The organism is Streptomyces sp. RK62, assembly GCF_018070255.1.
GTDB classification, from domain to species: domain Bacteria; phylum Actinomycetota; class Actinomycetes; order Streptomycetales; family Streptomycetaceae; genus Streptomyces; species Streptomyces nigra.
Genome location: NZ_JAGPYD010000013.1, coordinates 126,571 through 151,995 on the forward strand (window position 1 = coordinate 126,571; position 25,425 = coordinate 151,995).

General features: G+C 71.8%; 24 protein-coding genes and 1 riboswitch. Of the genes, 19 read left to right on the forward strand and 5 right to left on the reverse strand.

The window, feature by feature from the left end:
- Positions 1-50: 50 nt before the first annotated feature.
- Complete coding sequence (locus KBY32_RS25100) at positions 51-1,301, forward strand: Ig-like domain-containing protein (RefSeq protein WP_210981741.1); 1,251 nt, start codon at positions 51-53, stop codon at positions 1,299-1,301.
- Positions 1,302-1,351: 50 nt separating this feature from the next.
- Here KBY32_RS25100 and KBY32_RS25105 read toward each other — a convergent pair whose 3' ends face one another.
- A complete protein-coding gene (locus KBY32_RS25105) occupies positions 1,352-1,753 on the reverse strand; it encodes a hypothetical protein (protein ID WP_210981742.1) in 402 nt (133 codons plus the stop codon).
- Positions 1,754-1,900: 147 nt separating this feature from the next.
- Here KBY32_RS25105 and KBY32_RS25110 point away from each other — a divergent pair, with 147 nt between their 5' ends.
- The 6 genes from KBY32_RS25110 (at position 1,901) to KBY32_RS25135 (ending at position 8,981) form a co-directional block, all read left to right on the forward strand.
- Positions 1,901-2,521 (forward strand): heme-copper oxidase subunit III, encoded by a 621-nt coding sequence (locus KBY32_RS25110; RefSeq protein ID WP_055624516.1) that lies wholly within the window; start codon positions 1,901-1,903, stop codon positions 2,519-2,521.
- Between the two features lie 80 nt (positions 2,522-2,601).
- On the forward strand, positions 2,602-3,414 hold the full coding sequence (locus tag KBY32_RS25115; protein ID WP_055624517.1) for a c-type cytochrome: 813 nt from the start codon (positions 2,602-2,604) through the stop codon (positions 3,412-3,414).
- Complete coding sequence (locus tag KBY32_RS25120) at positions 3,411-4,460, forward strand: ubiquinol-cytochrome c reductase iron-sulfur subunit (protein WP_055624518.1); 1,050 nt, start codon at positions 3,411-3,413, stop codon at positions 4,458-4,460. Before KBY32_RS25115 ends, KBY32_RS25120 begins: the two co-directional genes overlap by 4 nt.
- Positions 4,457-6,094: a cytochrome bc complex cytochrome b subunit gene (locus KBY32_RS25125; protein ID WP_055624519.1), complete on the forward strand. Its 1,638-nt coding sequence runs from the start codon at positions 4,457-4,459 to the stop codon at positions 6,092-6,094. The genes KBY32_RS25120 and KBY32_RS25125 overlap by 4 nt, the downstream gene beginning before the upstream one ends.
- A gap of 139 nt (positions 6,095-6,233) precedes the next feature.
- Positions 6,234-7,298: an anthranilate phosphoribosyltransferase gene (gene trpD, locus KBY32_RS25130; RefSeq protein ID WP_055624520.1), complete on the forward strand. Its 1,065-nt coding sequence runs from the start codon at positions 6,234-6,236 to the stop codon at positions 7,296-7,298.
- Positions 7,299-7,370: 72 nt separating this feature from the next.
- A riboswitch (SAM riboswitch) is annotated at positions 7,371-7,487 on the forward strand.
- 126 nt (positions 7,488-7,613) lie between these two features.
- A complete protein-coding gene (locus KBY32_RS25135) occupies positions 7,614-8,981 on the forward strand; it encodes an aminotransferase class V-fold PLP-dependent enzyme (protein ID WP_210981743.1) in 1,368 nt (455 codons plus the stop codon).
- Between the two features lie 46 nt (positions 8,982-9,027).
- Here the strand turns inward: KBY32_RS25135 and KBY32_RS25140 are convergent, their stop codons facing one another.
- Positions 9,028-9,309: an Lrp/AsnC family transcriptional regulator gene (locus tag KBY32_RS25140; RefSeq protein ID WP_062674842.1), complete on the reverse strand. Its 282-nt coding sequence runs from the start codon at positions 9,307-9,309 to the stop codon at positions 9,028-9,030.
- Positions 9,306-10,055 (reverse strand): rhomboid family intramembrane serine protease, encoded by a 750-nt coding sequence (locus tag KBY32_RS25145; RefSeq protein WP_210981744.1) that lies wholly within the window; start codon positions 10,053-10,055, stop codon positions 9,306-9,308. Before KBY32_RS25145 ends, KBY32_RS25140 begins: the two co-directional genes overlap by 4 nt.
- A gap of 165 nt (positions 10,056-10,220) precedes the next feature.
- On the opposite strand from KBY32_RS25145, the gene KBY32_RS25150 reads away from it, so the two are divergent.
- The 5 genes from KBY32_RS25150 to KBY32_RS25170 all read left to right on the forward strand — a co-directional run bounded on the left by KBY32_RS25150 (position 10,221) and on the right by KBY32_RS25170 (position 15,554).
- Complete coding sequence (locus KBY32_RS25150; RefSeq protein ID WP_055624524.1) at positions 10,221-10,460, forward strand: hypothetical protein; 240 nt, start codon at positions 10,221-10,223, stop codon at positions 10,458-10,460.
- 34 nt (positions 10,461-10,494) lie between these two features.
- On the forward strand, positions 10,495-11,838 hold the full coding sequence (locus tag KBY32_RS25155) for an NYN domain-containing protein (RefSeq protein ID WP_210981745.1): 1,344 nt from the start codon (positions 10,495-10,497) through the stop codon (positions 11,836-11,838).
- A 210-nt stretch (positions 11,839-12,048) separates the two neighbouring features.
- Positions 12,049-13,083, forward strand: coding sequence for an NlpC/P60 family protein (locus KBY32_RS25160; RefSeq protein WP_210981746.1), 1,035 nt, complete (start codon positions 12,049-12,051; stop codon positions 13,081-13,083).
- A 228-nt stretch (positions 13,084-13,311) separates the two neighbouring features.
- Positions 13,312-14,328 (forward strand): NlpC/P60 family protein, encoded by a 1,017-nt coding sequence (locus tag KBY32_RS25165; protein ID WP_210981747.1) that lies wholly within the window; start codon positions 13,312-13,314, stop codon positions 14,326-14,328.
- Between the two features lie 32 nt (positions 14,329-14,360).
- Positions 14,361-15,554, forward strand: a complete 1,194-nt coding sequence (locus tag KBY32_RS25170; RefSeq protein ID WP_210981748.1) for a hypothetical protein — start codon at positions 14,361-14,363, stop codon at positions 15,552-15,554.
- 9 nt (positions 15,555-15,563) lie between these two features.
- Here KBY32_RS25170 and KBY32_RS25175 read toward each other — a convergent pair whose 3' ends face one another.
- Positions 15,564-16,799 (reverse strand): glycosyltransferase 87 family protein, encoded by a 1,236-nt coding sequence (locus KBY32_RS25175; RefSeq protein ID WP_115509232.1) that lies wholly within the window; start codon positions 16,797-16,799, stop codon positions 15,564-15,566.
- A 120-nt stretch (positions 16,800-16,919) separates the two neighbouring features.
- Between KBY32_RS25175 and KBY32_RS25180 the strand changes: the two genes are divergently transcribed.
- Positions 16,920-18,062 (forward strand): glycosyltransferase family 4 protein, encoded by a 1,143-nt coding sequence (locus KBY32_RS25180; protein ID WP_210981749.1) that lies wholly within the window; start codon positions 16,920-16,922, stop codon positions 18,060-18,062.
- Between the two features lie 82 nt (positions 18,063-18,144).
- On the opposite strand, the gene KBY32_RS25185 is transcribed toward KBY32_RS25180, so the two are convergent.
- Positions 18,145-19,941, reverse strand: coding sequence for a long-chain fatty acid--CoA ligase (locus KBY32_RS25185; protein WP_055624529.1), 1,797 nt, complete (start codon positions 19,939-19,941; stop codon positions 18,145-18,147).
- 297 nt (positions 19,942-20,238) lie between these two features.
- Here KBY32_RS25185 and KBY32_RS25190 point away from each other — a divergent pair, with 297 nt between their 5' ends.
- From KBY32_RS25190 to KBY32_RS25215, 6 genes are all read left to right on the forward strand, one after another.
- Entirely contained in the window at positions 20,239-21,045 is an 807-nt protein-coding gene (locus KBY32_RS25190; RefSeq protein WP_210981750.1) for a metallophosphoesterase, read from the forward strand.
- A 142-nt stretch (positions 21,046-21,187) separates the two neighbouring features.
- Positions 21,188-21,628 carry an SRPBCC family protein gene (locus KBY32_RS25195; protein ID WP_210981751.1) on the forward strand — a complete coding sequence of 147 codons (441 nt, stop codon included), beginning with the start codon at positions 21,188-21,190 and terminating at the stop codon, positions 21,626-21,628.
- 85 nt (positions 21,629-21,713) lie between these two features.
- The gene (locus KBY32_RS25200) at positions 21,714-22,889 is read left to right on the forward strand and encodes an ArsA family ATPase (RefSeq protein ID WP_210981752.1); all 1,176 of its coding nucleotides are present in this window, start codon (positions 21,714-21,716) and stop codon (positions 22,887-22,889) included.
- Positions 22,890-22,946: 57 nt separating this feature from the next.
- Positions 22,947-23,441 (forward strand): DUF5304 domain-containing protein, encoded by a 495-nt coding sequence (locus tag KBY32_RS25205; protein WP_210981753.1) that lies wholly within the window; start codon positions 22,947-22,949, stop codon positions 23,439-23,441.
- A 128-nt stretch (positions 23,442-23,569) separates the two neighbouring features.
- Entirely contained in the window at positions 23,570-24,523 is a 954-nt protein-coding gene (locus KBY32_RS25210; protein ID WP_055624534.1) for an ROK family glucokinase, read from the forward strand.
- Positions 24,524-24,661: 138 nt separating this feature from the next.
- Entirely contained in the window at positions 24,662-25,417 is a 756-nt protein-coding gene (locus KBY32_RS25215) for an endonuclease/exonuclease/phosphatase family protein (RefSeq protein ID WP_210981754.1), read from the forward strand.
- The last annotated feature ends 8 nt before the right edge of the window (positions 25,418-25,425 follow it).

A 25,425-nucleotide genomic window follows, 5' to 3' on the forward strand; every position in this document is an offset into this window, starting at 1 on the left:
AACGCATGACTCGGCGCGCCGCCGCGGACGCCGCTTCCTAGCGTGAGTCCATGAGCAATACACCGCGCACGAGCACCGTCATAGGCTGCGCGCTGCTGCTGATCGCGCTCGGCGCGAGTGCCGCAGGCTGCAGCAGCGACGGCAACCCGCTCTCCGCAGAGCCCTACGACGCCGCGGAGCAGATCGCCTTCAACGGCCCCATAGGCGACGGCCGCAAGGTCGACCCGGACAAGCCCCTGGAGATCACCGCCGAGGACTCCGACGGACGGATCACGGACGTCGTCGCCCAGGACGCCACAGGACGGCATGTGGCGGGCGAACTCTCGGCCGACGGCACCCGGTGGCACAGCACCTCCCCGCTGGCCGCCGACGCCCGCTACACGGTGCGGGTGAGCACGGAGGACGAGGACGGCGCCCCCGGCCGCAAGGTCGTCACCTTCGACACCAGCAGGCCGGCCAGCCAGAAGCCGCTCACGGTCACGTTCGGCCCCCGGGCCGGCACGTACGGGGTCGGCCAGCCCGTCACCGCCAAGCTGAGCGCGCCCGTGCGGACCAAGGAGGAGCGGGCCACCGTCGAACGGGCCCTGCGGGTGGAGTCGATACCCGCCGTCTCCGGCGCCTGGCACTGGGTCGACGACAAGGAACTCCACTACCGGCCCAAGGACTACTGGCCGGCCGGCGCCACCGTCCGCGCGCGCAGCAACCTGGAGGGCATCCGGGTCGGCGACCGGCTGCGGGGCGGCAAGTCCAAGTCCCTCGGCCTCGCCATCGGCGACCGGGTCATCGCGGTCACGGACGCCGGGTCCCATGTGATGACCGTCTACCGCAACGGCGAGGTCATCCGGGAGATACCGGTCACCACGGGCAAGCCCGGCTACGACACGCGCAACGGCGTCAAGGTCGTCCTCGCCAAGGAGGGCACCGTCCGGATGACCAGCGCGAGCATAGGCAGCTCCGACTTCTACGACCTGATCGTGCATCACTCGGTGCGCGTCACCAACAGCGGCGAGTACGTCCACGCCGCCCCCTGGTCGACCGGCTCCCAGGGATACGCCAACGTCAGCCACGGCTGCACGGGCATGAGCACCGCGAACGCCGCCTGGTTCTACGAGACCGTCAAGGAGGGCGACATCGTCGAGGTGGTGAACTCCGGCGGCGAGATGATGGCGCCGTTCGGCAACGGCTACGGCGACTGGAACCTCAGCTGGCGCAAGTGGCGCGGCGGAAGCGCCCTCGTCGCCGACACGCCGGACGGCCCCAGCCCGGCCGAACGGGCCAGGCTGAGACCGCAGAACGTCTGACCGCGGACGGGCGGATACAGAGCGGAGGCGGAGGTCCCGCCCAAAGCCCTCTAGGCGCTCTGCAGGCGCCTGGTGCGCAGCAGGGAGGCCAGGGCCTGGGCGAACTCCACGGGGTCCACAGGCAGCGTCACAGCGGCCTCGGCGCGGCTCCAGGTGGCGAGCCACGCGTCCTGCGGGCGCCCCATGAGGAGCAGCACGGGCGGGGCCTCGAACACCTCGTCCTTGATCTGCTTGCACAGCCCCATGCCGCCCATGGGCACGGCCTCGCCGTCCAGGACGCAGACGTCGATCCCGCCCTTGTCCAGCTCCTTGACGACGGCGGCCGGCGTCGCGCACTCCACGAACTCCACCACCGGCACGTCCGGTGCGGGCCGTCGCCCGGTGGCGAGCCGCACCTGCTCGCGGGTGTTGGAGTCGTCGCTGTAGACCAGCACCGTGGCGGTCGGCTGCATGGGTTCCTCCGTGACGTCGGCGTCGTAAGGACAGGGCCCGTTGGGCCGGATGCTACTCCCTTGAACACCACGTCAACACCGGTATGAACGGGGAAGACACTCCGAACGGCACCCCCCGGAGTGAGGGCGGGATAAGCGACCGACATAATGTCGGTCGTGGCGACAGCAACGACAGTAGAAACCGGGCACGCGCACCCGTCGGTCAACAGGCCGAACCTCACCAGCGTCGGAACCATCATCTGGCTGAGTTCCGAGCTGATGTTCTTCGCGGCCCTCTTCGCGATGTACTTCACCCTGCGATCGGTGACGGGACCCGAGTTCTGGGCAGAGAAGGCCGAGGCCTTGAACTTCCCGTTCTCGGCGACGAACACCACGATCCTGGTGCTCTCCTCACTCACCTGCCAGCTCGGCGTCTTCGCCGCCGAGCGCGGTGACGTGAAGAAGCTCCGGGGCTGGTTCATCGTCACCTTCATCATGGGTGCGATCTTCATCGGCGGTCAGGTGTACGAGTACACCGAGCTGGTCAAGCACGAGGGCCTCTCGCTCTCGTCGGACCCGTACGGCTCGGTCTTCTACCTGACCACCGGCTTCCACGGCCTGCACGTGACGGGCGGTCTCATCGCCTTCCTGCTGGTCCTCGGCCGCACCTACGCGGCCCGGAGGTTCACGCACGAACAGGCGACCGCTGCGATCGTCGTGTCCTACTACTGGCACTTCGTCGATGTCGTCTGGATCGGACTCTTCGCCACGATCTACATGATCAAGTAGCCGGGCCCGATCCCGCGCGCGTTCCACCAACGCACCTACCAGAAGCATCGACGCAGAAGATCCTGACACCGGGGTAATCCGTGAAAAAGCTCTCCGCACGACGACGCCATCCGCTGGCGGCAGTCGTCGTCCTACTCCTCGCGCTGGCGTGCACGGGGGGGCTGTACGCCGTGTTCGCGCCCGCGGACAAGGCGCAGGCCGAGGAATCCGCCCAGTCCCTCACCATCGAGGAGGGCAAGAAGCTCTACACCGTCGGCTGCGCCAGCTGCCACGGAACCGATGGTCAGGGCACCTCCGACGGTCCGAGCCTGGTCGGCGTCGGCGCCGCCGCCGTGGACTTCCAGGTCTCGACGGGCCGCATGCCGGCCGCCACCTCCCAGGCCGCCCAGGTCCCGCGGAAGAAGAACATCTACTCGCAGGCCGAGATCGACCAGCTCGCGGCGTTCGTCGCCTCGCTGGGTGCCGGTCCCTCCGTCCCGACGAAGGACCAGTACGACCCCGAGGGCGCGGACATCGCCAAGGGCGGTGAGCTCTTCCGCAACAACTGCGCCCAGTGCCACAACTTCACCGGCAAGGGCGGCGCCCTGACGAAGGGCAAGTACGCCCCGAGCCTGGAGGGCGTCGAGCCCAAGCACATCTACGAGGCCATGCAGACGGGCCCGCAGAACATGCCGTCCTTCCCCGACACCGTGATGTCGGAGCAGAACAAGAAGGACATCATCGCGTACCTGCACGCGGTCAACAGTGACGAGACGGAGAACCCGGGCGGTCTGGAGCTGGGCGGCCTCGGGCCGGTCAGCGAGGGCCTCTTCGCCTGGATCTTCGGCCTCGGTGCCCTGATCGCGATCGCCATCTGGGTCGCAGCTCGGACCGCAAAGGCCAGGAAGTCATGAGTAGCCAAGACATCCCAGAAGAGAAGCTGCCCGCTGAGCAGGGCGCCCACGTCGCGGTGGCGGACGAGAAGCACCCGTTCGCCGACCCCGGGCTGCCCCCGCACGAGCACCGCATCCAGGACGTCGACGAGCGGGCCGCCAAGCGGTCCGAGCGCACCGTCGCCCTGCTGTTCACGCTCTCCATGCTGGCCACCGTCGGCTTCATCGCCTCCTACGTGGCGATCCCGCACGACAAGTCGGTCTTCGTCTTCCCGATCGGTCACCTCAACGCGCTGAACTTCGCGCTGGGCCTGACCCTCGGCGCGGCGCTGTTCTGCATCGGCGCGGGCGCGGTCCACTGGGCCCGCACCCTGATGTCCGACGTGGAGGTGGCGGACGAGCGGCACCCGATCGCCGCCGACCCCGACGTCAAGGCCAAGGTCATGGCCGACTTCCGGCAGGGCGCCAAGGAGTCGGCGCTGGGCCGCCGCAAGCTGATCCGCAACACGATGTTCGGCGCGCTGGCCCTGTTCCCGCTCTCCGGCGTCGTCCTGCTGCGCGACCTCGGCCCGCTGCCCGGCACCAAGCTGCGCCACACGCTGTGGTCCAAGGGCAAGCTGCTCGTCAACATGAACACGAACGAGCCGCTGCGTCCCGAGGACGTCGCGGTCGGTTCGCTGACCTTCGCCAAGCCCGAGGGCCTGGAGGAGCACGACCACGAGTTCCAGAACGAGATCGCCAAGGCTGCCCTGATGATCATCCGGCTCCAGCCGGACGACATCAAGGACAAGCAGGAACTCGACTGGTCCTACCAGGGCATCGTCGCGTACTCGAAGATCTGCACCCACGTCGGCTGCCCGATCTCCCTGTACGAGCAGCAGACGCACCACGCGCTCTGCCCCTGCCACCAGTCCACCTTCGACCTCTCCGACGGCGCCAAGGTCATCTTCGGCCCGGCCGGTCACCCCCTGCCGCAGCTGCGCATCGGTGTGAACGACGAGGGCTACCTCGAGGCGCTCGGCGACTTCACGGAGCCCGTCGGTCCTGCATTCTGGGAGCGCGGATGAGCACTTCAGAGACCACCGAGTCCCGCTCTCGCGGGAAGGCGCCGGCCGGCGAGCGCGTCGCCGACTGGGCCGACGGCCGCCTGGGGATCTACTCCCTGGCCAAGGCCAACATGCGCAAGATCTTCCCCGACCACTGGTCGTTCATGCTGGGTGAGGTCTGCCTCTACAGCTTCATCATCATCATCCTCACGGGTGTGTATCTGACGCTGTTCTTCCACCCGTCGATGAACGAGGTGGAGTACCACGGCAGCTACGTCCCGCTGCAGGGCCAGCTGATGTCGGAGGCGTTCAGCTCCACGCTGCACATCTCCTTCGACGTCCGTGGCGGTCTGCTCATCCGGCAGATCCACCACTGGGCGGCGCTGATCTTCCTCGCCGGCATGTTCGTGCACATGATGCGCGTGTTCTTCACGGGCGCGTTCCGCAAGCCGCGTGAGATCAACTGGCTGTTCGGCTTCCTGCTGTTCGTCCTGGGCATGTTCACCGGTTTCACCGGCTACTCGCTCCCGGACGACCTGCTCTCCGGCACCGGTGTCCGCTTCACCGAGGGCGCGATCCTGTCCATGCCGATCGTCGGCACGTACATCTCGTTCTTCCTCTTCGGCGGCGAGTTCCCGGGCGTCGACTTCGTGGCCCGGTTCTACTCGATCCACATCCTGCTGCTGCCGGGCATCATGCTCGGCCTGGTCGTCGGCCACCTGATCCTGGTCTTCTACCACAAGCACACGCAGTTCGCGGGTCCCGGAAAGACCAACAAGAACGTCGTCGGCATGCCGCTGCTGCCGGTCTACATGGCCAAGGCCGGAGGCTTCTTCTTCCTGGTCTTCGGTGTCATCGCGGTCATCGCGGCGATCGCGCAGATCAACCCGGTCTGGGCCATCGGCCCCTACCGTCCGGACATGGTCTCCACCGGCGCCCAGCCCGACTGGTACATGGGCTTCGCCGAGGGTCTGGTCCGGTACATGCCGGGCTGGGAGATCAACCTGTGGGGTCACACGCTGGTCCTCGGCGTGTTCATCCCGCTGGTGCTGTTCGGCGTGGTCCTCGCGGCGATCGCGGTCTACCCGTTCATCGAGTCCTGGGTCACCGGCGACAAGCGCGAGCACCACATCCTGGACCGCCCGCGCAACGCCCCGACGCGTACCGCGTTCGGCGTCGCCTGGATCACGGTGTACATGATCGGTCTGGTCGGCGGTGGCAACGACCTGTGGGCCACCCACTTCCACCTGTCGATCAACGCGGTCACCTGGTTCGTCCGGATCAGCTTCTTCGTCGGACCGGTCCTCGCGTTCATCATCACCAAGCGGATCTGCCTCGGCCTGCAGCGCCGGGACAAGGACAAGGTGCTGCACGGCCGCGAGTCGGGCATCATCAAGCGCCTGCCGCACGGTGAGTTCATCGAGATCCACGAGCCGCTCAGCCAGGACGCGATGTACACGCTCACCGCGCACGAGCAGTACAAGCCGGCCGAGATCGGCCCGACGGTCGACGAGAACGGCGTCGAGCGCAAGGTGAAGGCGTCCGAGAAGCTGCGCGCCAAGCTCAGCAAGTCGTACTACGGCCCGGACGGCCAGATCCCCAAGCCGACCGTCGACGAGTACAAGGAGATCACGAGCGGCCACGGCCACCACTGATCGCTGCACCGCCACACACGGCAGAAGGGTCCCGTCCGGTCTTCGGACGGGGCCCTTCTCCGTGTCCGGCGCCTGGATAGGGTGGACCTCGTTGAGACCGATGTCCCGAAGTGCGGGACACCTGACCCTGGAGCGGCTTATGAGCGCTGTGACCCCCGCTGGAGGCGACACCGCGGCGGGCCGTTCCTGGCCCGAGGTGCTGAGCGCCCTGCTGGCCGGCCGGGACCTGAGCGCCGCCGACACCGCCTGGGCGATGGACCGGTTCATGAGCGGCGAGGCGTCCGACGCGCAGATCGCCGGGTTCATGGTCGCCCTGCGCGCCAAGGGCGAGACCGTCGAGGAGATCAACGGCCTGGTCGAGGCGATGTACGCCCACGCCCAGCCCCTGCACATCCCGGGGCCCGCCGTGGACATCGTCGGCACCGGCGGCGACCGGGCCAAGACGGTCAACATCTCCACCATGTCGGCCGTCGTGATCGCCGGGACCGGCGCCAAGGTCGTCAAGCACGGCAACCGCGCCTCCTCCTCGGCGAGCGGCTCCTCCGACGTGCTGGAGAAGCTCGGGATCAACCTGGACCTGTCCCCCGAAGGGGTGGCGCGGGTCGTGGACGAGGCCGGGATCACGTTCTGCTTCGCCGCCAAGTTCCACCCCTCGATGCGATTCGTCGGCGGGGTGCGCCGGGACCTCGGCATCCCGACCTCGTTCAACCTGCTCGGCCCGCTCACCAACCCGGCCCGGGTCAGCGCCTCGGCCATCGGCTGCTTCGACACACGGATGGCCGGGCTGATGGCCGGCGTCCTCGCCGAGCGGGGCTCGTCGGCGCTGGTGTTCCGGGGCGACGACGGCCTCGACGAGCTGACGACGACGGCCACCTCCCGGGTGTGGGTCGTCCGTGACGGCACGGTCCGCGAGGAGGGCTTCGACCCGCGGGACGTCGGCCTCGAACTGGTGCCGGTGGAGGCCCTGCGCGGCGCCGACGCCTCCTACAACGCGGAGGTCGCCCGGCGGCTGCTGGACGGCGAGACGGGCCCGGTGCGGGACGCCGTCCTGCTCAACTCGGCCGCCGCGCTGGTCGCGTTGGAGCCCACGGACGCCCCGCTCGCCGAGCAGATCCGGCTCGGCATGGCGAAGGCCGCCGAGTCCATCGACTCGGGCGCGGCCAAGCGGACGCTGGAGCGGTGGGTGGCCGCCAGCAACGCCTGACAGACACCTCGTCGTCCCGCGATCCGGACATGGGTTGCGGGACGACGATCATCTCGGTACGTTTCCGTACCAGGTCATGAGTGACAGTCATGAGGCCCCGGCCGACTGTCCGGCAACCCTCCGTCCGTGGCGGGGTGCCCCGGGTGAAGACCAGGCCGCAGGCAGCGAGGTCTGCGGCAAGCGCGGATCCCTCACGATTCCAGGGATCCTGGTCGTCGAGGAGTCTTCCGTGAGCAAGCGAATGCGATAGGGCCGCCGAGCCCCGCCTCCGCACACCCTTCTTCACTTCCCCCTTCCTCTCACGGGAGTTCCGCCATGTCCGTCTCCACCGCTGCCTCCGTCCAGGACATTTGTGCCCCGCTGCCCGTTCTGGGTGCCGATGTCACCGTCCCGCTCGTCACCGGCGGCGAGGTCGCCTACGCGGCCCTCGACTACGCCGCGAGCGCCCCCGCCCTCCAGCGCGTCTGGGACGACGTGGCCGCCTACGCGCCGTACTACGGCAGCGTCCACCGGGGCGCCGGGTACCTCTCGCAGCTCTCCACCGACCTGTTCGAGAACGCCCGCCGCACCGTGGCCGAGTTCCTCGGCTGCCGCGAGGACGACCAGGTCGTCTTCACACGCTCCACCACCGACTCGCTCAACCTGCTCGCCGGGGCGCTCCCGGCCGGCTGCGAGGTCTTCGTCTTCGAGACCGAGCACCACGCCTCCCTGCTGCCCTGGCGGGACGCCCGCGTCACCTACCTCGACGCGCCCCGCACCCCCGGCGAGGCCGTACGCACCCTGGAGCACGCCCTGGCGGACCGCGACCCCTACGGCCCGGCCCTGGTCTGTGTCACCGGCGCCTCCAACGTCACCGGCGAGCTGTGGCCCGTACGGGAGCTGGCGGCGGCCGCGCACGCGCACGGCGCCCGGATCGTGCTCGACGCGGCGCAGCTCGCCCCGCACCACCCGGTGAGCGTGCGCGACCTGGACGTCGACTGGGTCGCCTTCTCCGGGCACAAGCTGTACGCCCCGTTCGGCACCGGTGTCCTCGCGGGCCGCGCGGACTGGCTGCGGGCGGCCGAGCCGTACCTGGCGGGCGGCGGCGCCAGCCGGTCGGTGACCCGGCGCGAGGACGGGGGAGTGGACGTCGAGTGGCACGACAGCGCCGCCCGCCACGAGGCCGGCTCCCCGAACGTCATCGGCGCCTACGCCGTCGCCTCCGCCTGCAAGGCGCTCACCGAGGCCGGGTTCGACAGCCTGGTCGCCCGGGAGCGGCACCTGATCGAGAAGGTGCGCACCGGCCTCGCCGACGTGCCCGAGGTCCGGGTGCTGTCCCTCTTCGGGGACGACGCCCCGCGCGTGGGCGTCATCTCCTTCGTCGTCGAGGGCTGGAACAGCTCCCACTTCGCCGCCGCCCTGTCCGCCGAGTACGGCATCGGCGTCCGCGACGGGCTGTTCTGCGCCCATCCGCTGGTGCGGACCCTGCTGGGCAGCGACCCGCAGACGCAGGGGGAGTGCGGCGCCCCGGAGGCGGCGCCCGGCGAGAAGTCCCTCAACGCGATCCGGGTCAGCTTCGGCGCCGGGACGCCGGACGAGCACGTCGAGCGGTTCGTGACGGCCGTGAAGGAGCTGGTGACGGACGGCGCCCGGTGGAACTACCGCACCGAGAACGGCCGTTGCGTGCCCGACACCTCGGCCTGAGCGGGCCGTGCCCGGCGGCGCGCGGACGCCGCCGGGACACCCCGGCTCAGCTGTCCAGGCCGATGGCGAACGCGGCCTCCAGGTCGTGCTGCGAGTACGTGCGGAAGGCGACGTGCGTGTCGGTGCCCTCGACGCCGGGGATCTTGCTGATCCGGCCCGGGATGACCTCGGCCAGGTCCTCGTGCCGCTTCACCCGCACCATGGCGATCAGGTCGTAGGTCCCGGTGACCGAGAAGACCTCGCTGACGCTGTCCAGCGAGGCGATCCGCTCGGCGATCTCGGGGATCCGGTCCACGCTGGTCTTGATGAGGACGATCGCGGTGATCACGGCTGGTTCTCTCCCTCAGGGGCCGGAGCTCGGGTGGGTTTCACTCTAGTGCGCCGCCCGAAGCACGCCCACGCGTAGCCGAAGCCCAGGCCGAAGCCCACCAGGTGGGCCAGGTACGCCACCCCCGGGCCCGGTCCGGCCTGCCGTGCCGCGACCCACTGGACGGCCACCCAGAAGGGGAGCACCACCCAGGCGGGGAAGCGCAGCGGCAGGAAGAGCAGGAACGGCAGCAGGCTGGTCACCCGGGCCGTGGGGAACAGGAACAGGAACGCGCCGAGGACCGCCGAGATCGCCCCGGACGCGCCGACCAGGGGCCGGCCCGAGTCGTCGTTCGCGGCGGCGTAGCCCAGCAGGGCCAGATACCCGCAGCCCAGGCAGAACAGCGTGAACCGGGTCCGGCCCATCCGCTCCTCCGTCATCGCGCCGAAGACGTAGAGGAAGAGCATGTTGCCCAGCAGGTGGACCCAGCTGCCGTGCACGAAGAGGGCCGTGAACGGGGTCAGCGCCGCCCGTGGGGAGCCCGCGAAGAGCTCCGCGGGCACCACGCCCCAGCGGTGGAAGTAGGCCCGCTGCGCGGCGAGCAGCTCCTCCCCGGAGCCGAAGGCCGGATTGAGCCCGGCCGCGGGGCCCGCCAGGAAGAGCGCGACGCACAGGGCGATCAGCGTGTGCGTCACCGGAGCCGACGGTCTGCGGGCCGCGGAGCCGGTCCGGGCCGGGGAGCGCGCCGGGCGCCAGGTGCGGATCATGAGTACAGAGCATGACGTAACGGGACGCACGCGCGCAGACCGCCTCGCCGCCGTGGACGGACGGGCGGCGGGTACCCCCCAGGCCGTAGGGTTACGAGCCACACGCACCGGCACGCCCGGGCGTCGCGGACAATAGAAGGCCTAGAAGGAAAGAGCGCGGTCACGATGACGGTTCCCCTGCCCACTGAGACGACCCGGTGGCGCTGCACCCTCTGCGGCAACCTCACCCGCTTCGACGTGACCCGTTCGTCCAAGGTCGTGGAGTACGTCCACCTCGATCTGGCCGGCGAGCCGAAGGTCGAGGAGCGCGAGGTGCTCAGTGAGACGATCGAGTCGGTGCGCTGCCGCTGGTGCAACGCCGTGGACAAGGTGGAGCTCGTGGACAGGCCGGGCGCCGGCTCCTGACGGGAGCGGCACCGCACACGTATTGGGGTGACGGATGGTGGAGACACAAGGCGGGGAGCCGGACGACGGCACCGCTGAGGTGCTCGACCGTCCGCTGCCCGACGGGGTGCGCCGCAGGGTCGTGCAGATCGTGTCCGACGGGTTCGGCGGGCTGACCGTGGGCGAACTGCCCGCGCAGCTGCGGCAGTACGCCAGATTCGCGCCGAACCGCAGGGCGAAGTTCGCCGGGAACGCGATGGCGGCCGCCCTGGAGACCGATCCGCTGTTCCGTCAGCGCATCGGGGAGAAGCTCAGAGAGGCCCAGCCGGAGCTCACCGGCGCCCTCGACTCCGGTTCGGCGCCGGCGGCCGCGGACCCGCTCGACGTGGCGGCCGCGGCCTATGTGCTGCGGCCCGCGGGCTGGGTCAAGCTCGTCACCGCGGCCGGCGAGGAGGCCCAGCGGGCCGACGCCGAGCGGGCCGGCGAGGAGAGCCGCGCCGAGCTGGAGCGGCTGCGCGAGGAGCTGACGCAGGCCCGCGAGCACACCCGGCACGAGACCGAGCGGCTGCGCGCCGAGCTGGACGCCTCCCGCAAGGAGGCCGAGTCCCTGCACCGCAAGCTGCGCTCGGCCCTCAGCGACGTCAAGCGCGGCGAGGCGGCCCTGCGCAAGGCCCACGCCGAGATGGAGGCCGTACGCGCCGAGGGGACGACCCAGGTGTCGGCTGCCGAGAGCGAGACGCGGCGGCTCAAGGCGCGGCTCGCGGAGGCCGAGGCGGCGCTGGAGGCCACGCGCCGGGCGGCCCGCGAGGGGCGCAGCGTGGAGGACATGCGCGTACGGCTGCTCCTGGACACCCTGCTGGACGCCACGCAGGGGCTGCGCCGCGAACTGGCGCTGCCGCCGGTGTCGGTGCGGCCCGCCGAGACCGTGGACGCCGTCGAGCCGGGCCGGATGACCCCGAAGGACATCGCCGCCCGCGCGCTGTCCGAGCACGACCCGGCCATCCTGGACCAGCTTCTCGCCCTGCCCCAGGCGCACTTGGTGGTCGACGGCTACAACGTCACCAAGACCGGCTATCCGCAGATGCCGCTGGAGAAGCAGCGCCTGCGGCTCCTCGGCCAGCTCTCGCAGCTCGCCGCGCAGACCGGCGCCGAGGTGACCTGTGTCTTCGACGGGGCGGAACTGGCCGCGCCGGTGCTGCTGGCGCCGCCGCGCGGGGTGCGGGTGCTCTTCTCCAAGCCGGGGGTGACGGCCGACGAGCTGATCCGTCAGCTCGTGCGCGCCGAGCCGCCCGGCCGGCCCGTCATCGTCGCCTCGACGGACCGCGAGGTGGCGGACGGGGTCGCACGCGCCGGAGCGCGCCCCGTGGCATCTGCGGTACTTCTCAAGCGCCTGTCCTGAAGCGCCAACGTACAGGCGCAATGCCCGAATTGGCGCCCCTCGCGCGCAACGCAGCGTCAAGCCTGGGTGACGACCTGTGAGTTGTGTGTAAAGAATGACGGCTGGGGCGAGATTTTTCGGGTGAGGATTTGATCTGATCACAAGAGGGTCACTAGGGTCTGGCCTCGAACCTCCGAGCGGGTGATCACTCAGAAGAAGGAGTTCACCTCCGTGGCGTCCCACCGTCGACCCAAGCAGCCGAGCCGTGCACGTGTGACCGTGCTCACCACCGCGGCAGCCGCCGCCGTGGCCATCAGTTCTCAGGCGGCCAACGCGGCACCCAGCGAGAAGCCGAGCAAGGACGAGGTCAAGGCCAAGGTCGACGCCCTCTACGAGCAGGCCGAGCAGGCCACCGAGAAGTACAACGGCGCCAAGGAGAAGCAGGAGAAGCTCCAGAAGGAGATCTCCACGATCCAGGACAACGTCGCCCGGGGCCAGGACGACCTGAACGAGCTCCGCGACGCCATGGGTCTCGCCGCCGCCGCGCAGTACCGCACCGGCAGCATCGACTCCTCCGTCCAGCTGTTCCTGTCGGCCGACCCGGACGACTACCTGGACAAGGCCTCCGCGATGGACCAGCTGAGCGCTCAGCAGGTCGAGTCGCTGAAGAAGATCCAGGAGAAGCAGCGCGAGCTGGCGCAGCAGCGCGCCGAGGCCGCCGACAAGCTCAAGGACCTCTCCTCCACCCGCACCGAGCTGGGCAAGAAGAAGAAGGAGGTCCAGGCCAAGCTGGGCGAGGCGCAGAAGCTGCTCAACAGCCTCAGCGCCGCCGAGAAGGCCGCCCTCGCCGCCGAGGACGCCCGCGCCAGCCGCTCCGCCTCGGACCGCGTCGACCTCGGCAACACCGCCCCCGGCACGGGCCGCGCCATGGCCGCCTTCCAGGCCGCCCAGAGCAAGATCGGCTCGCCCTACGTCTACGGCGCCTCCGGCCCGTCCTCCTTCGACTGCTCGGGCCTGACCTCCTGGGCCTTCGCCCAGGCCGGCGTCGGCATCCCGCGCACCTCGCAGGCGCAGGCCAACTACGGCACCAGGATCTACAGCCAGTCCCAGCTCAAGGTCGGCGACCTGGTCATCTTCTACGGCGACCTGCACCACGTCGGCTTCTACGCCGGCAACGGCCAGGTCCTGCACGCCCCGCGCTCCGGCACGGTCGTGCGCTACGAGTCGATCAACAACATGCCGTTCCAGTTCGGCGTCCGGATCTGACCCGGAGCACCACCCAAGATCAACGCCGCGTGCCGCCCGATCGGGCGAATTGCGGCACCGCCGACTGACCCCGCGCCCCGCCGATGACCTGCGTCAGAGGCGGGGCGTCACGGTGTGTGCCCGCCGCGGCCGTTGGTCGCCGCCCCGCCACGGAGCTACTGTCTGCCGCGTTTCCCCCGACGCCGGGGGAGCAGTCGTTGTCCGCCAGCGGAAGGAGCGCGGCTTCCCGTGGGGTCCCATCGTCGCCTTGAATCACCCGGGTTCGACCGGGGCGCCGGCGCAGCGCTGTGCGTCCTGTCGGCCGCGGCCGCCGCCCTCGGTGCCGTACCGGCGGCCGTCGCCGCGCCGCACGACGACACCCGGGCCGAGGTGGACCGCCTCTACACGGAGGCCGAGAAGGCCACCGAGGCGTACAACCGGGCCGAGGAACGCGCCGAGAAGCTGCGCACCGAGGTCAGAAGCGCCCAGGACCGCATCGCCCGGCAACAGCAGGACATCAACTCCCAGCGGGACGCGCTCGGTTCGCTGGCCGGCGCCCAGTACCGCTCGGGCGGCATCGACCCGTCGCTCGCCCTGCTGCTCTCCGACGACCCGGCCGACTACCTCGACCGGGCCGCGACCCTCGCCCGGATCAGCGCCCACCACGCGGGCGAGCTCAAGGACCTCCAGGACGCCATGCGCCACCTCGCCCAGGAGCGGGCCGAGGCGGCCGGGAAACTCGCGGAGCTCGACAAGAGCCGTCAGGTCGTCGCCACGCACAAGCGGACCGTCGAGCAGAAGCTCACCGAGGCGCGCCGGCTCCTCAACTCCCTGACGGCCGCCGACCGCGCCGCCTACGACCGGGCCTCCCGCTCGGGCCGAGACGAACTCCTCGGCCTCGGCGGTGCCCTGCCCGCGTCGGGCCGCGCGGCGGCCGCCGTCGCCGCCGCCCAGTCCGCGCTCGGCCGGCCGTATGTGTGGGGCGCCAACGGGCCGTCCGGCTTCGACTGTTCGGGCCTGATCCAGTGGTCGTACGCGCAGGCCGGTGTCGCCCTGCCGCGCACCTCGCAGGGCCAGCGCTACGCCGGGCGGCAGGTCCCGCTCTCCGAGGCCCGGCCCGGCGACATCGTCACCTACCGCTCCGACGCCAGCCATGTCGGGATGTACATGGGCAACGGCCAGGTGATCCACGCGCCCTACCCGGGGGCGCCGGTGCGCTACGACCCGGTGGGCATGATCCCCGGGGCGACCGTCACCAGGGTCTGACCTCCGCGCCCGCCCCGCCGTACGATCGGGAAATGGCTGGTCGCAGGCGGGTGCCGGGAACACGGGTCGTCGTCGCGCTCTGTCTGCTGCTCGCCGGGCTCGTCGGCTGCGGCGGGGAGCCCGGCGCCGACGGCACCCGTACCGCGGTGCAGCAGCTCCTCGACCGCCGTGCCGAGGCCCTGCTCGGCCACGACCGGACGGCGTCCCCGCGCACGGGGGCGGCCGACTGGGCGTCACGGCTGCGCGAGGTGCCCCTCGCCGAGTGGTCCTACCGGGTCACCGGGCTGCGGCGGGACGGCGACCAGGCGGTGGCCGAGGCCGAACTGCGCTACCGCGTCCAGGGCTACGACCGGGCGCCCGTCACCGCGAAGCGCACCCTCGGCCTCGCCCGGGACGCCGACGGCGACTGGTCCGTGCGGACCGAGCGGCCCGCCGAGGGCGCCGCCGAGCAGCTGTGGGACCAGGGCCGGGTCGAGGCCGTCCGCGGCGACCACAGCCTCGTCCTCGGCGTCGGCCGCTCCGAGAACGACCTGCGCGCGTTCGCGGGGCTCGCCGACCGCGCGGTGCCCGCCGTGTCAGGGGCCTGGGACGGCGACTGGTCCGGGCACGTCGTCGTCCTCGTACCGAAGTCGCTGACCGGCATGGCGGCCCTGCTGGGCTCGCCCGAGTCCTCGTACCGGGGGATCGCCGCCGTCACCACCGGCGAGACCGACGCCCCGGCGAAGGCCCCCGCGGACCGGATCATCGTCAACCCGGACGCGTACGGCGTCCTCGGCGACCTCGGCCGGCAGGTCGTCCTCACCCACGAGACGACCCATGTGGCCACCCGCGCCCACACCACCCGGGCCACCCCGCTGTGGCTCTCCGAGGGCTACGCCGACTGGGTCGGCTACCGGGGCGGCTCCCGCACCCCGGACGAGGCCGCGCCCGAACTGGCCCGCGCGGTCCGCGAGGGACGGGTGCCGGCCGCGCTACCGGCCGACGCGGACTTCGGCTTCACCGGCGAGTCCGGGCGCCTGGCGCGGGCGTACGAGGGCGGCTGGATGGCCTGCCGGATGATCGCCGGGCAGTGGGGCGAGACCCGGCTCGCCGCGTTCTACCGGGCCGTCGGCGCGCACGACGGGCGCGAGGGCGCGGTGGCGGACGCCCTGGAGAAGGTGCTCGGCACCTCGACGGAGCGGTTCACCGAGCGGTGGCGGGCGTATCTGCGTACCGAGTTCGGCTGATCCGGCGTTTCAGGAGGGCAGGGACGTCTCGCGGGCGCGTTCCGCGGGCGGCGGCACGGGCAGAGGCTCGGGACGCCCGGTGGTGGAGCGCCACAGCGCGCGGGCCGCCAGCACGGTGGCGGCGACCAGCAGGCCGTTGCGGACGAACAGCAGGGTGACCCCGAGCGCGTCGCTCGCCACGACGTGCGCGAACCACACCGGGAACTCCAGCACCGTCGCCAGACACGCGGCGAGCACCAGGCCGGCCGGCAGCCGCATCGGGCTGCCCCGGAAGCACAGGCAGACGGCGGCCAGGCCGACCAGCCACACCAGATACTGCGGGCTGATCACCCGGCTGGTGGTGGTGAACATCAGCACCGCCACGAACGCCGCGTCCGCGAGCGTGTGCGGGGCGAACCGCCGCGCCCACAGCCGCCACAGCAGCAGCCAGCCGAACGCGAGGGCGCTCAGCGCCAGGGCGCCCCTGCTGACGGCGTCGACGTACGGGCCGAGGAACTCCACCGAGCCGTAGTTGAGCAGCACCTGGCCGTCCCAGCCGTGCTGCCGGGCCACATGGAGGACGAGGCCGCCCAGCGACTCGACCTCGGTGCCCCGGTCGCGCTGGAACGTCAGGAACGCGAACGCGCCGGGCATGGCCACGGCGAACCCGAGCGCGAGGGCGCCCGCGGTCAGCGCCGCCCACAGCCAGGCCCCGCGCCGGCGGGCCGCCACCAGCAGCAGCACCGGCCACACCTTGAGCATCGCGCCGAACGCCGTCAGGGCGCCCATCAGGGCCGGGCGCCGGGCACCGGCCAGCAGCGCGGCCACGGCGACGGCGGTCACCATCACGTCGTAGCGCGCGTACACCGTCGGTCCGAGCAGCGGTACGCCCACCACCCACACCCAGGCCCCGCGGACGAGCCGGCCCGGGCGCAGTCCGGCGTACAGCAGGAGCAGCAGGACGACGAGGTCCGCGCAGAAGGCGAGGACGAAGAACGCCGAGGTGTAGTCGAGCCAGAAGACCAGCGCCGGTGAGAGGACGGCGAGGGCGGCGGCGGGCGGGTACTGCCAGGTGACGTCGTCCAGCGGGAAGGTGCCGGCGCGCAGCACCTCGTACCAGTCGTGGTAGATCACCGACACATCGCTGGTGACGTCCGGGCCGGGGAAGACGTACACCTTGAACACGAAAAGCAGCAGGGCCGTCCTGGTCAGGCCCCAGACGGCCAGCAGCCACGCCAGGGACCGCCGCGTGCCCGTCGTCTCCACCACAACCCCGTCCGTTCGATATCCGGCTCGAATGGACCATGATGTCCTGTCCCGCGGGGCACCGGCCACATACACGGCCGGGCCCGGGCGCGGATGGACGCTTCGATAAGGTCGGCGGCGATGCACAAGACCCTGATCGTGACCAACGACTTCCCGCCCCGCCCCGGCGGCATCCAGGCGTTCCTGCACAACATGGCGCTGCGCCTGGACCCCGAGCGGCTCGTCGTCTACGCCTCCACCTGGAAGCGCGGGCGGGAGGGCGCCGAGGCCACCGCCGCCTTCGACGCCGAGCAGCCCTTCACGGTCGTACGGGACCGGACGACGATGCTGCTGCCGACGCCTGGCGCGACCCGGCGGGCGGTGGGTCTGCTGCGCGAGCACGGCTGTACGTCGGTGTGGTTCGGGGCGGCGGCGCCGCTCGGCCTGATGGCGCCGGCGCTGCGCAGCGCCGGCGCCGAGCGGCTCGTGGCCACGACCCACGGGCATGAGGCGGGCTGGGCGCAGCTGCCCGCCGCCCGGCAGCTGCTGGGCCGGATCGGGGAGAGCACGGACACGCTCACCTACCTCGGCGAGTACACCCGCTCGCGGATCGCCCGCGCCCTGTCGCCGGAGGCGGCCGCGCGGATGACGCAGCTGCCGCCGGGTGTCGACGAGAAGACGTTCCACCCCGGCTCGGGCGGCGACGAGGTCCGGGCGCGGCTCGGGCTGACGGACCGGCCCGTCGTGGTGTGTGTGAGCCGGCTGGTCCGGCGCAAGGGGCAGGACACCCTGATCCGCGCGCTGCCCCGCGTCCTGGCCGCCGAGCCGGACACCGTGCTGCTGATCGTCGGCGGCGGGCCCTACGAGCAGGATCTGCGCCGGCTGGCCAGGGAGACCGGTGTCGCCGGCTCGGTCCGCTTCACCGGGGCGGTGCCGTGGTCGGAGCTGCCCGCCCACTACGGCGCCGGCGACGTCTTCGCCATGCCGTGCCGCACCCGCCGGGGCGGGCTCGACGTCGAGGGGCTCGGCATCGTCTACCTGGAGGCGTCGGCGACCGGGCTGCCGGTCGTGGCCGGTGACTCCGGCGGGGCGCCGGACGCCGTCCTGGACGGGGAGACCGGCTGGGTCGTGCGCGGCGGCTCCCCGGAGGACGCGGCCGACCGCATCGTCACGCTGCTGGGGGACCCCGAGCTGCGGGCCCGGATGGGGGAGCGGGGCCGGGAGTGGGTCGAGGAGAAGTGGCGCTGGGACCTGCTGGCCGAGCGGCTCGAAGCCCTGCTCTGAGCGTCCCGGTCGGTCGCCGCACGCACGAGGGCGCGGGCCCCCGAGGGGGACACCGCGCCCTTGCTCGCCTCTGGTGGAGTGCTTACTTCTGGTAGATCGCCTCGATCTCGTCGGCGAAGTCCTTCGCCACCACGTTCCGCTTGAGCTTCAGCGACGGCGTCAGATGGCCCGACTCCTCGGTGAACTGGGCGGGCAGGATGCGGAACTTGCGCACCGACTCCGCCTTCGACACCGCGGCGTTGCCGTCGTCGATCGCCGACTGGACCGCGGCGAGCAGATCGGCGTCCTCGCGCAGCGACACCGCCGTGGAACCGGCCGGCTTGCCGTGGTCGGCGCACCAGCGCCCGAGGAACTCGTCGTCGATGGTGACCAGCGCGCCCACGAACGGCCGACCGTCGCCGACGACCATGCACTCCGCGACGAGCGCGTGCGCCCGGATACGGTCCTCGATCACGGCCGGGGCGACGTTCTTGCCGCCGGCGGTGACGATGATCTCCTTCTTGCGGCCGGTGATCCGGAGGTAGCCGTCCTCGTCGAGGGTGCCGATGTCACCGGTGTGGAACCAGCCGTCGGCCAGCGCCTCCTCGGTGGCGCCCGGGTTGTTCCAGTACTCCTTGAACAGGTGCTCGCCGTGCAGCAGCACCTCGCCGTCGTCCGCGATGCGCACCACGGAACCCGGCAGCGGCTGGCCGACCGTGCCGATCTTCTGCCGGTCCCAGGGGTTGAACGCGGTCGCCGCGCACGACTCCGTCAGGCCGTAGCCCTCCAGGACGGTGAAGCCGATGCCGCGGAAGAAGTGCCCGAGCCGCTCGCCCAGCGGTGCGCCGCCGGAGATGGCGTACTCGCCCCGGCCGCCGAGGACCGCGCGCAGCTTGCCGAAGACCAGCTTGTCGAAGACCTTGTGCTTGATCTTCAGACCGACGGACGGGCCGGACGGAGTGTCCAGCGCCCGGCTGTACGCGATCGCCGTGTCCGCGGCCTTGTCGAAGATCTTGCCCTTGCCGTCGGCCTGCGCCTTGGCGCGTGCCGAGTTGTAGACCTTCTCGAAGACCCGGGGGACGCCCAGGATCAGCGTCGGGCGGAACGAGGCCAGCTCGTCGGTGAGGTTCTTGATGTCCGGGACGGTGCCCAGCTTGATCGGCGCCATCATCGGCGCGATCTGCACCAGACGCCCGAAGACATGGGCGAGCGGCAGGAACAGCAGGACCGAACACTCGCCGGTGCGGAACAGGGGCCGCAGCCGCTCCACGATGTTGCCGCACTCGGCGAAGAAGCTGCGGTGGGTGAGCACACAGCCCTTGGGGCGGCCCGTGGTGCCCGAGGTGTAGACGATGGTCGCCGGGTCGTCGGCCTTCGCCAGGGAGCTGCGCTCCTCGACGGTGGCGTCGGCGACGTCCTGCCCGAGCCGGCCCAGCTCGTCGACGCCGCCGGCGTCGATCTGCCAGACGTGCTTCAGGGCGGGCAGCCGGTCGCGCACCGACTCGACGGCGGCGGTGTGGGCGTCCAGCTCCGTGACGACGGCGGTGGCGCCCGAGTCACCGAGGATCCACTGCACCTGCTCCGGCGAGCTGGTCTCGTACACCGGCACGGTGACCGCGCCCGCGGACCAGATCGCGAAGTCGAGCAGGGTCCACTCGTAACGGGTGCGGGACATCAGGCCGACCCGGTCGCCCGGCTCGACGCCGGCGGCGATCAGGCCCTTGGCGGCCGCGCGCACCTCCGCGAGGAAGGCGGTCGCCGAGACGTCCTGCCAGGCACCGCCGACCTTGCGGGCGATGACGGCCACGTCGGGGTGCTGCGCGGCGTTTCTGCGGACGATGTCGGTGAGATTGCCGTCCGCAGGGACCTCGTACAAAGCCGGAAGGCTGAACTCGCGCAAGACTGCTGCTCCTCATAGGGCGCCGGCGCCACGACGTTGTGTGATGCGACCGATCGGTCCAAGGCTCGGGCAGGTGCTCATGGATTCACATGTTGAAATCCAGAGCACGACTGGACCGACCGGACGTTACCCGCCGGTATGGCGTCTCCGACAGGGGGTCCCGGCGAGATGTTCGCTGCGTCACACGGATTGGTGTTTCTGCGCGCACAGTAGTCGAGCGTTCGGACAACTGGCCAGTAACCATCGGTTCGGCCGCCACTGTTCACGTCTGCCCCATGGCGCCTACCCTTGATCGCCATGGCACCGACACCGACGGGAAACAACGGCACCCGCGGCACCCGCGTTCATGTGGTCAGCGACGTGCACGGCAACGCCCGTGACCTCGCCCGCGCCGGCGACGGCGCCGACGCCCTCATCTGCCTCGGCGACCTGGTGCTGTTCCTGGACTACGCCGACCACTCGCGCGGCATCTTCCCCGACCTCTTCGGCGTCGAGAACGCCGACCGGATCGTCGAACTGCGCACCGCCCGGCGCTTCGACGAGGCCCGCGAGCTCGGGACGCGGCTGTGGGCCGGGATCGGCGAGGACCGGGCCGCCGTGATCGAGAAGGCGGTCCGCAAGCAGTACCGCGAGATGTTCTCGGTCCTGCCGACACCGACGTACGCCACCTACGGCAACGTCGACATCCCGCCCCTGTGGCCGGAGTACGCCGGCCCCGGCGTCACCGTCCTCGACGGGCAGCGGGCCGAGATCGGCGGCTGGACCTTCGGATTCGTCGGCGGCGGCCTGCGCACCCCGATGCGCACGCCCTACGAGATCAGCGACGAGGAGTACGCCGCGAAGATCGAGGCCGTCGGCGAGGTCGACGTGCTGTGCACCCACATCCCGCCGGAGGTGCCGGAACTCGTCTACGACACCGTCGCGCGGCGCTTCGAGCGCGGCAGCCGGGCGCTGCTGGAGGCGATCCGCCGCACCCGGCCCCGCTACTCGCTCTTCGGGCACGTCCACCAGCCCCTCGCCCGCCGGATGCGGATCGGCGCCACCGAATGCGTGAACGTCGGGCACTTCGCACGGTCCGGGAAGCCCTGGGCACTCGAATGGTGAGCGGAATCAGGCCCCCCGGGCGCTTTCCGGGCGATCGCCCAGGTGGGGGTGGATCCACCCGACCCGGCGCGCGGTAGCCTTCACGCTGCGCACGCGTGCGCACCACGAATTCTCACCGGCCGCTTCTGGAGGAGCCACGGCGATGGCGGAACACACCAGCTCGAGCATCACGATCGAGGCGGCACCGGGCGATGTCATGGGGGTCATCTCCGACTTCGCCCGCTATCCCGACTGGACCGGCGAGGTGAAGGAGGCGGAGGTCCTCGCGACCGACGGCCAGGGCCGCGCCGAGCAGGTCCGCCTCGTCATGGACGCCGGGGCGATCAAGGACGACCAGGTGCTGGCGTACACCTGGACCGGCGAGCACGAGGTCTCCTGGACGCTGGTGAAGTCCCAGATGCTCCGCTCCCTGGACGGCTCCTACCTCCTCAAGCCGGCCGGCGCCGGCGCCACCGAGGTCACCTACGTGCTCACCGTGGACGTCAAGATCCCGATGCTCGGGATGATCAAGCGCAAGGCCGAGAAGGTCATCATCGACCGCGCCCTCGCCGGTCTGAAGAAGCGCGTGGAGTCCACCAAGTAGCCGCGTGGAGTCCACCGAGTAGCTCCGCCCCCACCGGGAGCACCGCGCCGGGGCGGGACCGTGCCGTCCGTTACGGTTCACCCCTATGCGCACCATCCTGATCACCGGCCCGGGCGGCAGCGGCCGTACGACCGTCGCGGCGGCCACCGCGCTCGCGGCGGCCGCCGACGGCGCCCGCACGCTCGTGCTGAGTGCCGACCGCACCGACACCCTCGGCGCGGCACTCGGTGTGCGCACCGGGGCGGCCCCCGTCGAGGCCGCGCCCCGGCTGACCGCCTGGCGCCCCGACGCCGCGACCGGCTTCCGCGACGACCTCGCCGCCTTCCAGGAGCGGGCCACCGGCGCCCTCGACCTCCTCGGCGCCTCCCGGCTCGACCCGGAGGAGGTCACCCCGCTGCCCGGCGCGGAGGAGCTCGCCCTGCTGCGGGCCCTGCGGGACGCCGCGCTCGCCGAGGCCCACGACCTCCTCGTCGTCGACCTGCCCGCCACCCCGCACGCCCTCGCCCTGCTCTCCCTGCCCGAGGAGCTGCGCCGCTATCTGCGCCGCCTGCTCCCGCCGGAACGCCAGGCGGCCCGCGCCCTGCGCCCCGTCCTCGGCCGGCTGGCCGGCGTCCCCATGCCCGCGGAGTGGCTGTACGAGACCGCCGCCCGCTGGGACCTCGAGCTCGCCGCCGTCGAGGCCGTCGTCGCCGACCGTGACACCGTCGTACGGCTCGTCGCCGAACCCGGCCCGGGCGGCGCCGACGCCGTGCGCGACGCCGGGCTCGGCCTCGCCCTGCGCGGGCTGCGCCCCGACGTGCTGATCGCCAACCGTCTCCTGCCCGAGGCGGAGGCCGGACCGGGCAGCTGGCTCGCCGGGCCCGTCGCCCACCAGCGCAAGGTGACCGACGAATGGAGCGGCGCCCACGACGTACGGGACGTCGCCCACCTGGGGCACGACCCGCGCGGCACCGACGACCTCGCCGCCCTCGCGGTCCCCGTCGTCAACGGGACGTCCTCCACCGTCGAGTGGCCCGTCACCGACCGGCTCGCCGACGACGGCGTCCTGGTCTGGCACATCCCCCTGCCCGGCGCCCACCGCGACGAACTCGACCTGATCCGGCGCGGCGACGAACTCGTCCTCGAGGCCGGGCAGTTCCGACGGATCGTGCCGCTGCCCTCCGTGCTGCGGCGGTGCACCGTGGACGGGGCCGCACTGCGCGACGGCGAGCTGCGGATCCGGTTCGCGCCGGACCCCGGCCTGTGGCCCCGCGCCCGGTGAAGCGGATACCTCCGTTCGGGTAACGTCGTAGGGACGAGCCGTAGTCAGGAGTCCGTCATGAGCGAAGAGCTCCCCCCGTCCGAGGCGGACGGGCACGAGCCCGTGGACGAGGTACGGACGGCCGACGCCGACGCCTGGGCGACGGCGTGCGCCGAGGACCTCGCCGAGGAGAAGGCCCGCCGCCGGGCCCAGAACGGGATGCCGCCCGGCTCGGCCGCCGAGGAGCTGCGCAAGTTCGTCGACGCCGTCGCCGACCGGCTCTCCACCCTGCAGTCCCCGCTGCTCGGCGCGGTCGCCGGACCCGCCGCCCAGCAGGTGGTCAAGCAGGTCGTCGAGCAGGCCAAGGCCGCCGTCGAACCGGTCATCGAGCGCAACCCCGACGTCTTCGACCATCTCGCCGCCGCCGGCGGCGAACTGCTCGCCGCCTACCGCTCGGCCGTCCAGCACCAGGAACGGCGCTGGACCGCCGGGGACGACGCCGACAAGGCCCCGCGCGACGGCCGCGACCGGGGCGACGACACCGGTCCCGGCGAGCGCATCGACCTCGACTGACCCGCCCGCCCGGGCCGAGACACCCCCTGGATTCCCGGCCCCGTCCGCCGAGCGGACGACGCGGACTGGAGGGCAGGGGCCTCGGGTACGGTTGGCCGTAGCGGGGCTCGACCGAAACTGAGGGATTCATGGGACTCACCATCGGCGTCGACATCGGCGGCACGAAGATCGCGGCCGGCGTGGTCGACGAGGAAGGCAACATCCTCTCGACCCACAAGGTGCCGACCCCGGGCACGCCCGAGGGCATCGTGGACGCCATCGCCTCCGCGGTGGAGGGCGCGCGCGCCGGGCACGAGATCGTCGGCGTGGGCATCGGTGCGGCCGGATACGTCAACCGCCAGCGTTCGGAGGTGTACTTCGCGCCGAACATCGACTGGCGCAACGAGCCGCTGAAGGAGAAGGTCGAGGCCCGAGTCGGCCTCCCCGTCGTCGTGGAGAACGACGCCAACGCGGCCGCCTGGGGCGAGTACAAGTTCGGCGCGGGCAAGGGCCACCGCAACGTCATCTGCATCACGCTGGGCACCGGCCTCGGCGGCGGCATCATCATCGGCAACAAGCTGCGCCGCGGGCACTTCGGCGTGGCCGCCGAGTTCGGCCACATCCGTATGGTGCCGGACGGCCTGCTGTGCGGCTGCGGCTCGCAGGGCTGCTGGGAGCAGTACGCCTCCGGCCGCGCCCTCGTGCGCTACGCCAAGCAGCGCGCCAACGCCACCCCGGAGAACGCCGAGATCCTGCTCGGCCTGGGCGACGGCACCCCCGACGGCATCGAGGGCAAGCACATCTCCATGGCCGCCCGGCAGGGCGACCCGGTCGCCGTCGACTCCTACCGGGAGCTCGCCCGCTGGGCCGGGGCCGGCCTCGCCGATCTGGCCTCGCTGTTCGACCCGTCCGCGTTCATCGTCGGCGGCGGCCTCTCCGACGAGGGCGAACTGGTCCTCGACCCGATCCGCAAGTCCTACAAGCGCTGGCTCGTGGGCGGCAACTGGCGGCCGGTCGCCGACGTCATCGCCGCGCAACTGGGCAACAAGGCCGGACTCGTGGGCGCCGCGGACCTGGCGAGGGAGCCCGACCCGATCATGTGACGCGGTACGCCCTCCGGGACATTCCCGAGGGCACCGCACGCGCCACCGCTCCGGGGCGCGGGGACCTGCGCGGCCGGCCACGCCGACCGGCCGACGCATGACTCCGCGCCCCGAGTGCTGGGCGTTACATTGATCGGCATGGCGCTGCTCCCCGAGTCCCGCACCGACCCCGACGGTTCAGCCACCCTCCGCGTCCTGAGCTACAACGTCCGCTCGCTGCGCGACGACACCGCTGCCCTCGCCCGGGTGATCCGCGCCTGCGCACCCGACCTGGTCCTCGTCCAGGAGGCACCGCGGTTCTTCCGCTGGCGCAAGAAGCTCGCCCGGCTGGCCCGCGCCGCCGATCTCGTCATCCTCACCGGCGGTGCGCCCGCGGCGGGTCCGGCGATCCTGTGCGGTCTGCGGGCCACCGTGGAGCGCACCGAGGACGTGCTGCTCCCCCTGGTCCCCGGGCATCACCGGCGCGGTTTCGCCACCGCCGTGGTCCGCTTCGGCGGCGCCCGCCTCGGCGTCCTCAGCTGCCATCTCTCCCTGCACACGGACGAGCGGCTGGAGCAGGGCCGCATGCTGCTGGACCGGCTGTCCGCGCTGGGCGTGGAGCACGCCGTCGCCGGGGGCGACCTGAACGACCGGCCCACCGGACGCACCTTCCGCCTGCTCGCCGGCAGCCTCCAGGACTGCTGGGCCACCGCTCCCTGGGGCGGCGAGCACACCTCGACCCCGCTCGACCCGCATCAGCGCATCGACGCGATCTTCGCCACCGAGGGCATTCAGGTGCTGGGCTGCGGTGTCCCGCTGGAGCAGCCCGGGGTGACCCAGGAGGATCTGCGGGCGGCCACCGACCATCTGCCGGTGCTCGGCGCCCTCAGGGTGCCCGCCGCCGGCCAGAGCTGACCCCGGCG

Coding starts and splice junctions, on each gene's coding strand:
- KBY32_RS25100 (WP_210981741.1), top strand. CDS start 51: ATGAGCAATACACCGCGCACGAGCACCGTCATAGGCTGCGCGCTGCTG.
- KBY32_RS25105 (WP_210981742.1), bottom strand. CDS start 1,753: ATGCAGCCGACCGCCACGGTGCTGGTCTACAGCGACGACTCCAACACC.
- KBY32_RS25110 (WP_055624516.1), top strand. CDS start 1,901: ATGTCGGTCGTGGCGACAGCAACGACAGTAGAAACCGGGCACGCGCAC.
- KBY32_RS25120 (WP_055624518.1), top strand. CDS start 3,411: ATGAGTAGCCAAGACATCCCAGAAGAGAAGCTGCCCGCTGAGCAGGGC.
- KBY32_RS25125 (WP_055624519.1), top strand. CDS start 4,457: ATGAGCACTTCAGAGACCACCGAGTCCCGCTCTCGCGGGAAGGCGCCG.
- trpD (WP_055624520.1), top strand. CDS start 6,234: ATGAGCGCTGTGACCCCCGCTGGAGGCGACACCGCGGCGGGCCGTTCC.
- KBY32_RS25135 (WP_210981743.1), top strand. CDS start 7,614: ATGTCCGTCTCCACCGCTGCCTCCGTCCAGGACATTTGTGCCCCGCTG.
- KBY32_RS25145 (WP_210981744.1), bottom strand. CDS start 10,055: ATGATCCGCACCTGGCGCCCGGCGCGCTCCCCGGCCCGGACCGGCTCC.
- KBY32_RS25150 (WP_055624524.1), top strand. CDS start 10,221: ATGACGGTTCCCCTGCCCACTGAGACGACCCGGTGGCGCTGCACCCTC.
- KBY32_RS25155 (WP_210981745.1), top strand. CDS start 10,495: ATGGTGGAGACACAAGGCGGGGAGCCGGACGACGGCACCGCTGAGGTG.
- KBY32_RS25170 (WP_210981748.1), top strand. CDS start 14,361: ATGGCTGGTCGCAGGCGGGTGCCGGGAACACGGGTCGTCGTCGCGCTC.
- KBY32_RS25180 (WP_210981749.1), top strand. CDS start 16,920: ATGCACAAGACCCTGATCGTGACCAACGACTTCCCGCCCCGCCCCGGC.
- KBY32_RS25190 (WP_210981750.1), top strand. CDS start 20,239: ATGGCACCGACACCGACGGGAAACAACGGCACCCGCGGCACCCGCGTT.
- KBY32_RS25195 (WP_210981751.1), top strand. CDS start 21,188: ATGGCGGAACACACCAGCTCGAGCATCACGATCGAGGCGGCACCGGGC.
- KBY32_RS25200 (WP_210981752.1), top strand. CDS start 21,714: ATGCGCACCATCCTGATCACCGGCCCGGGCGGCAGCGGCCGTACGACC.
- KBY32_RS25205 (WP_210981753.1), top strand. CDS start 22,947: ATGAGCGAAGAGCTCCCCCCGTCCGAGGCGGACGGGCACGAGCCCGTG.
- KBY32_RS25210 (WP_055624534.1), top strand. CDS start 23,570: ATGGGACTCACCATCGGCGTCGACATCGGCGGCACGAAGATCGCGGCC.
- KBY32_RS25215 (WP_210981754.1), top strand. CDS start 24,662: ATGGCGCTGCTCCCCGAGTCCCGCACCGACCCCGACGGTTCAGCCACC.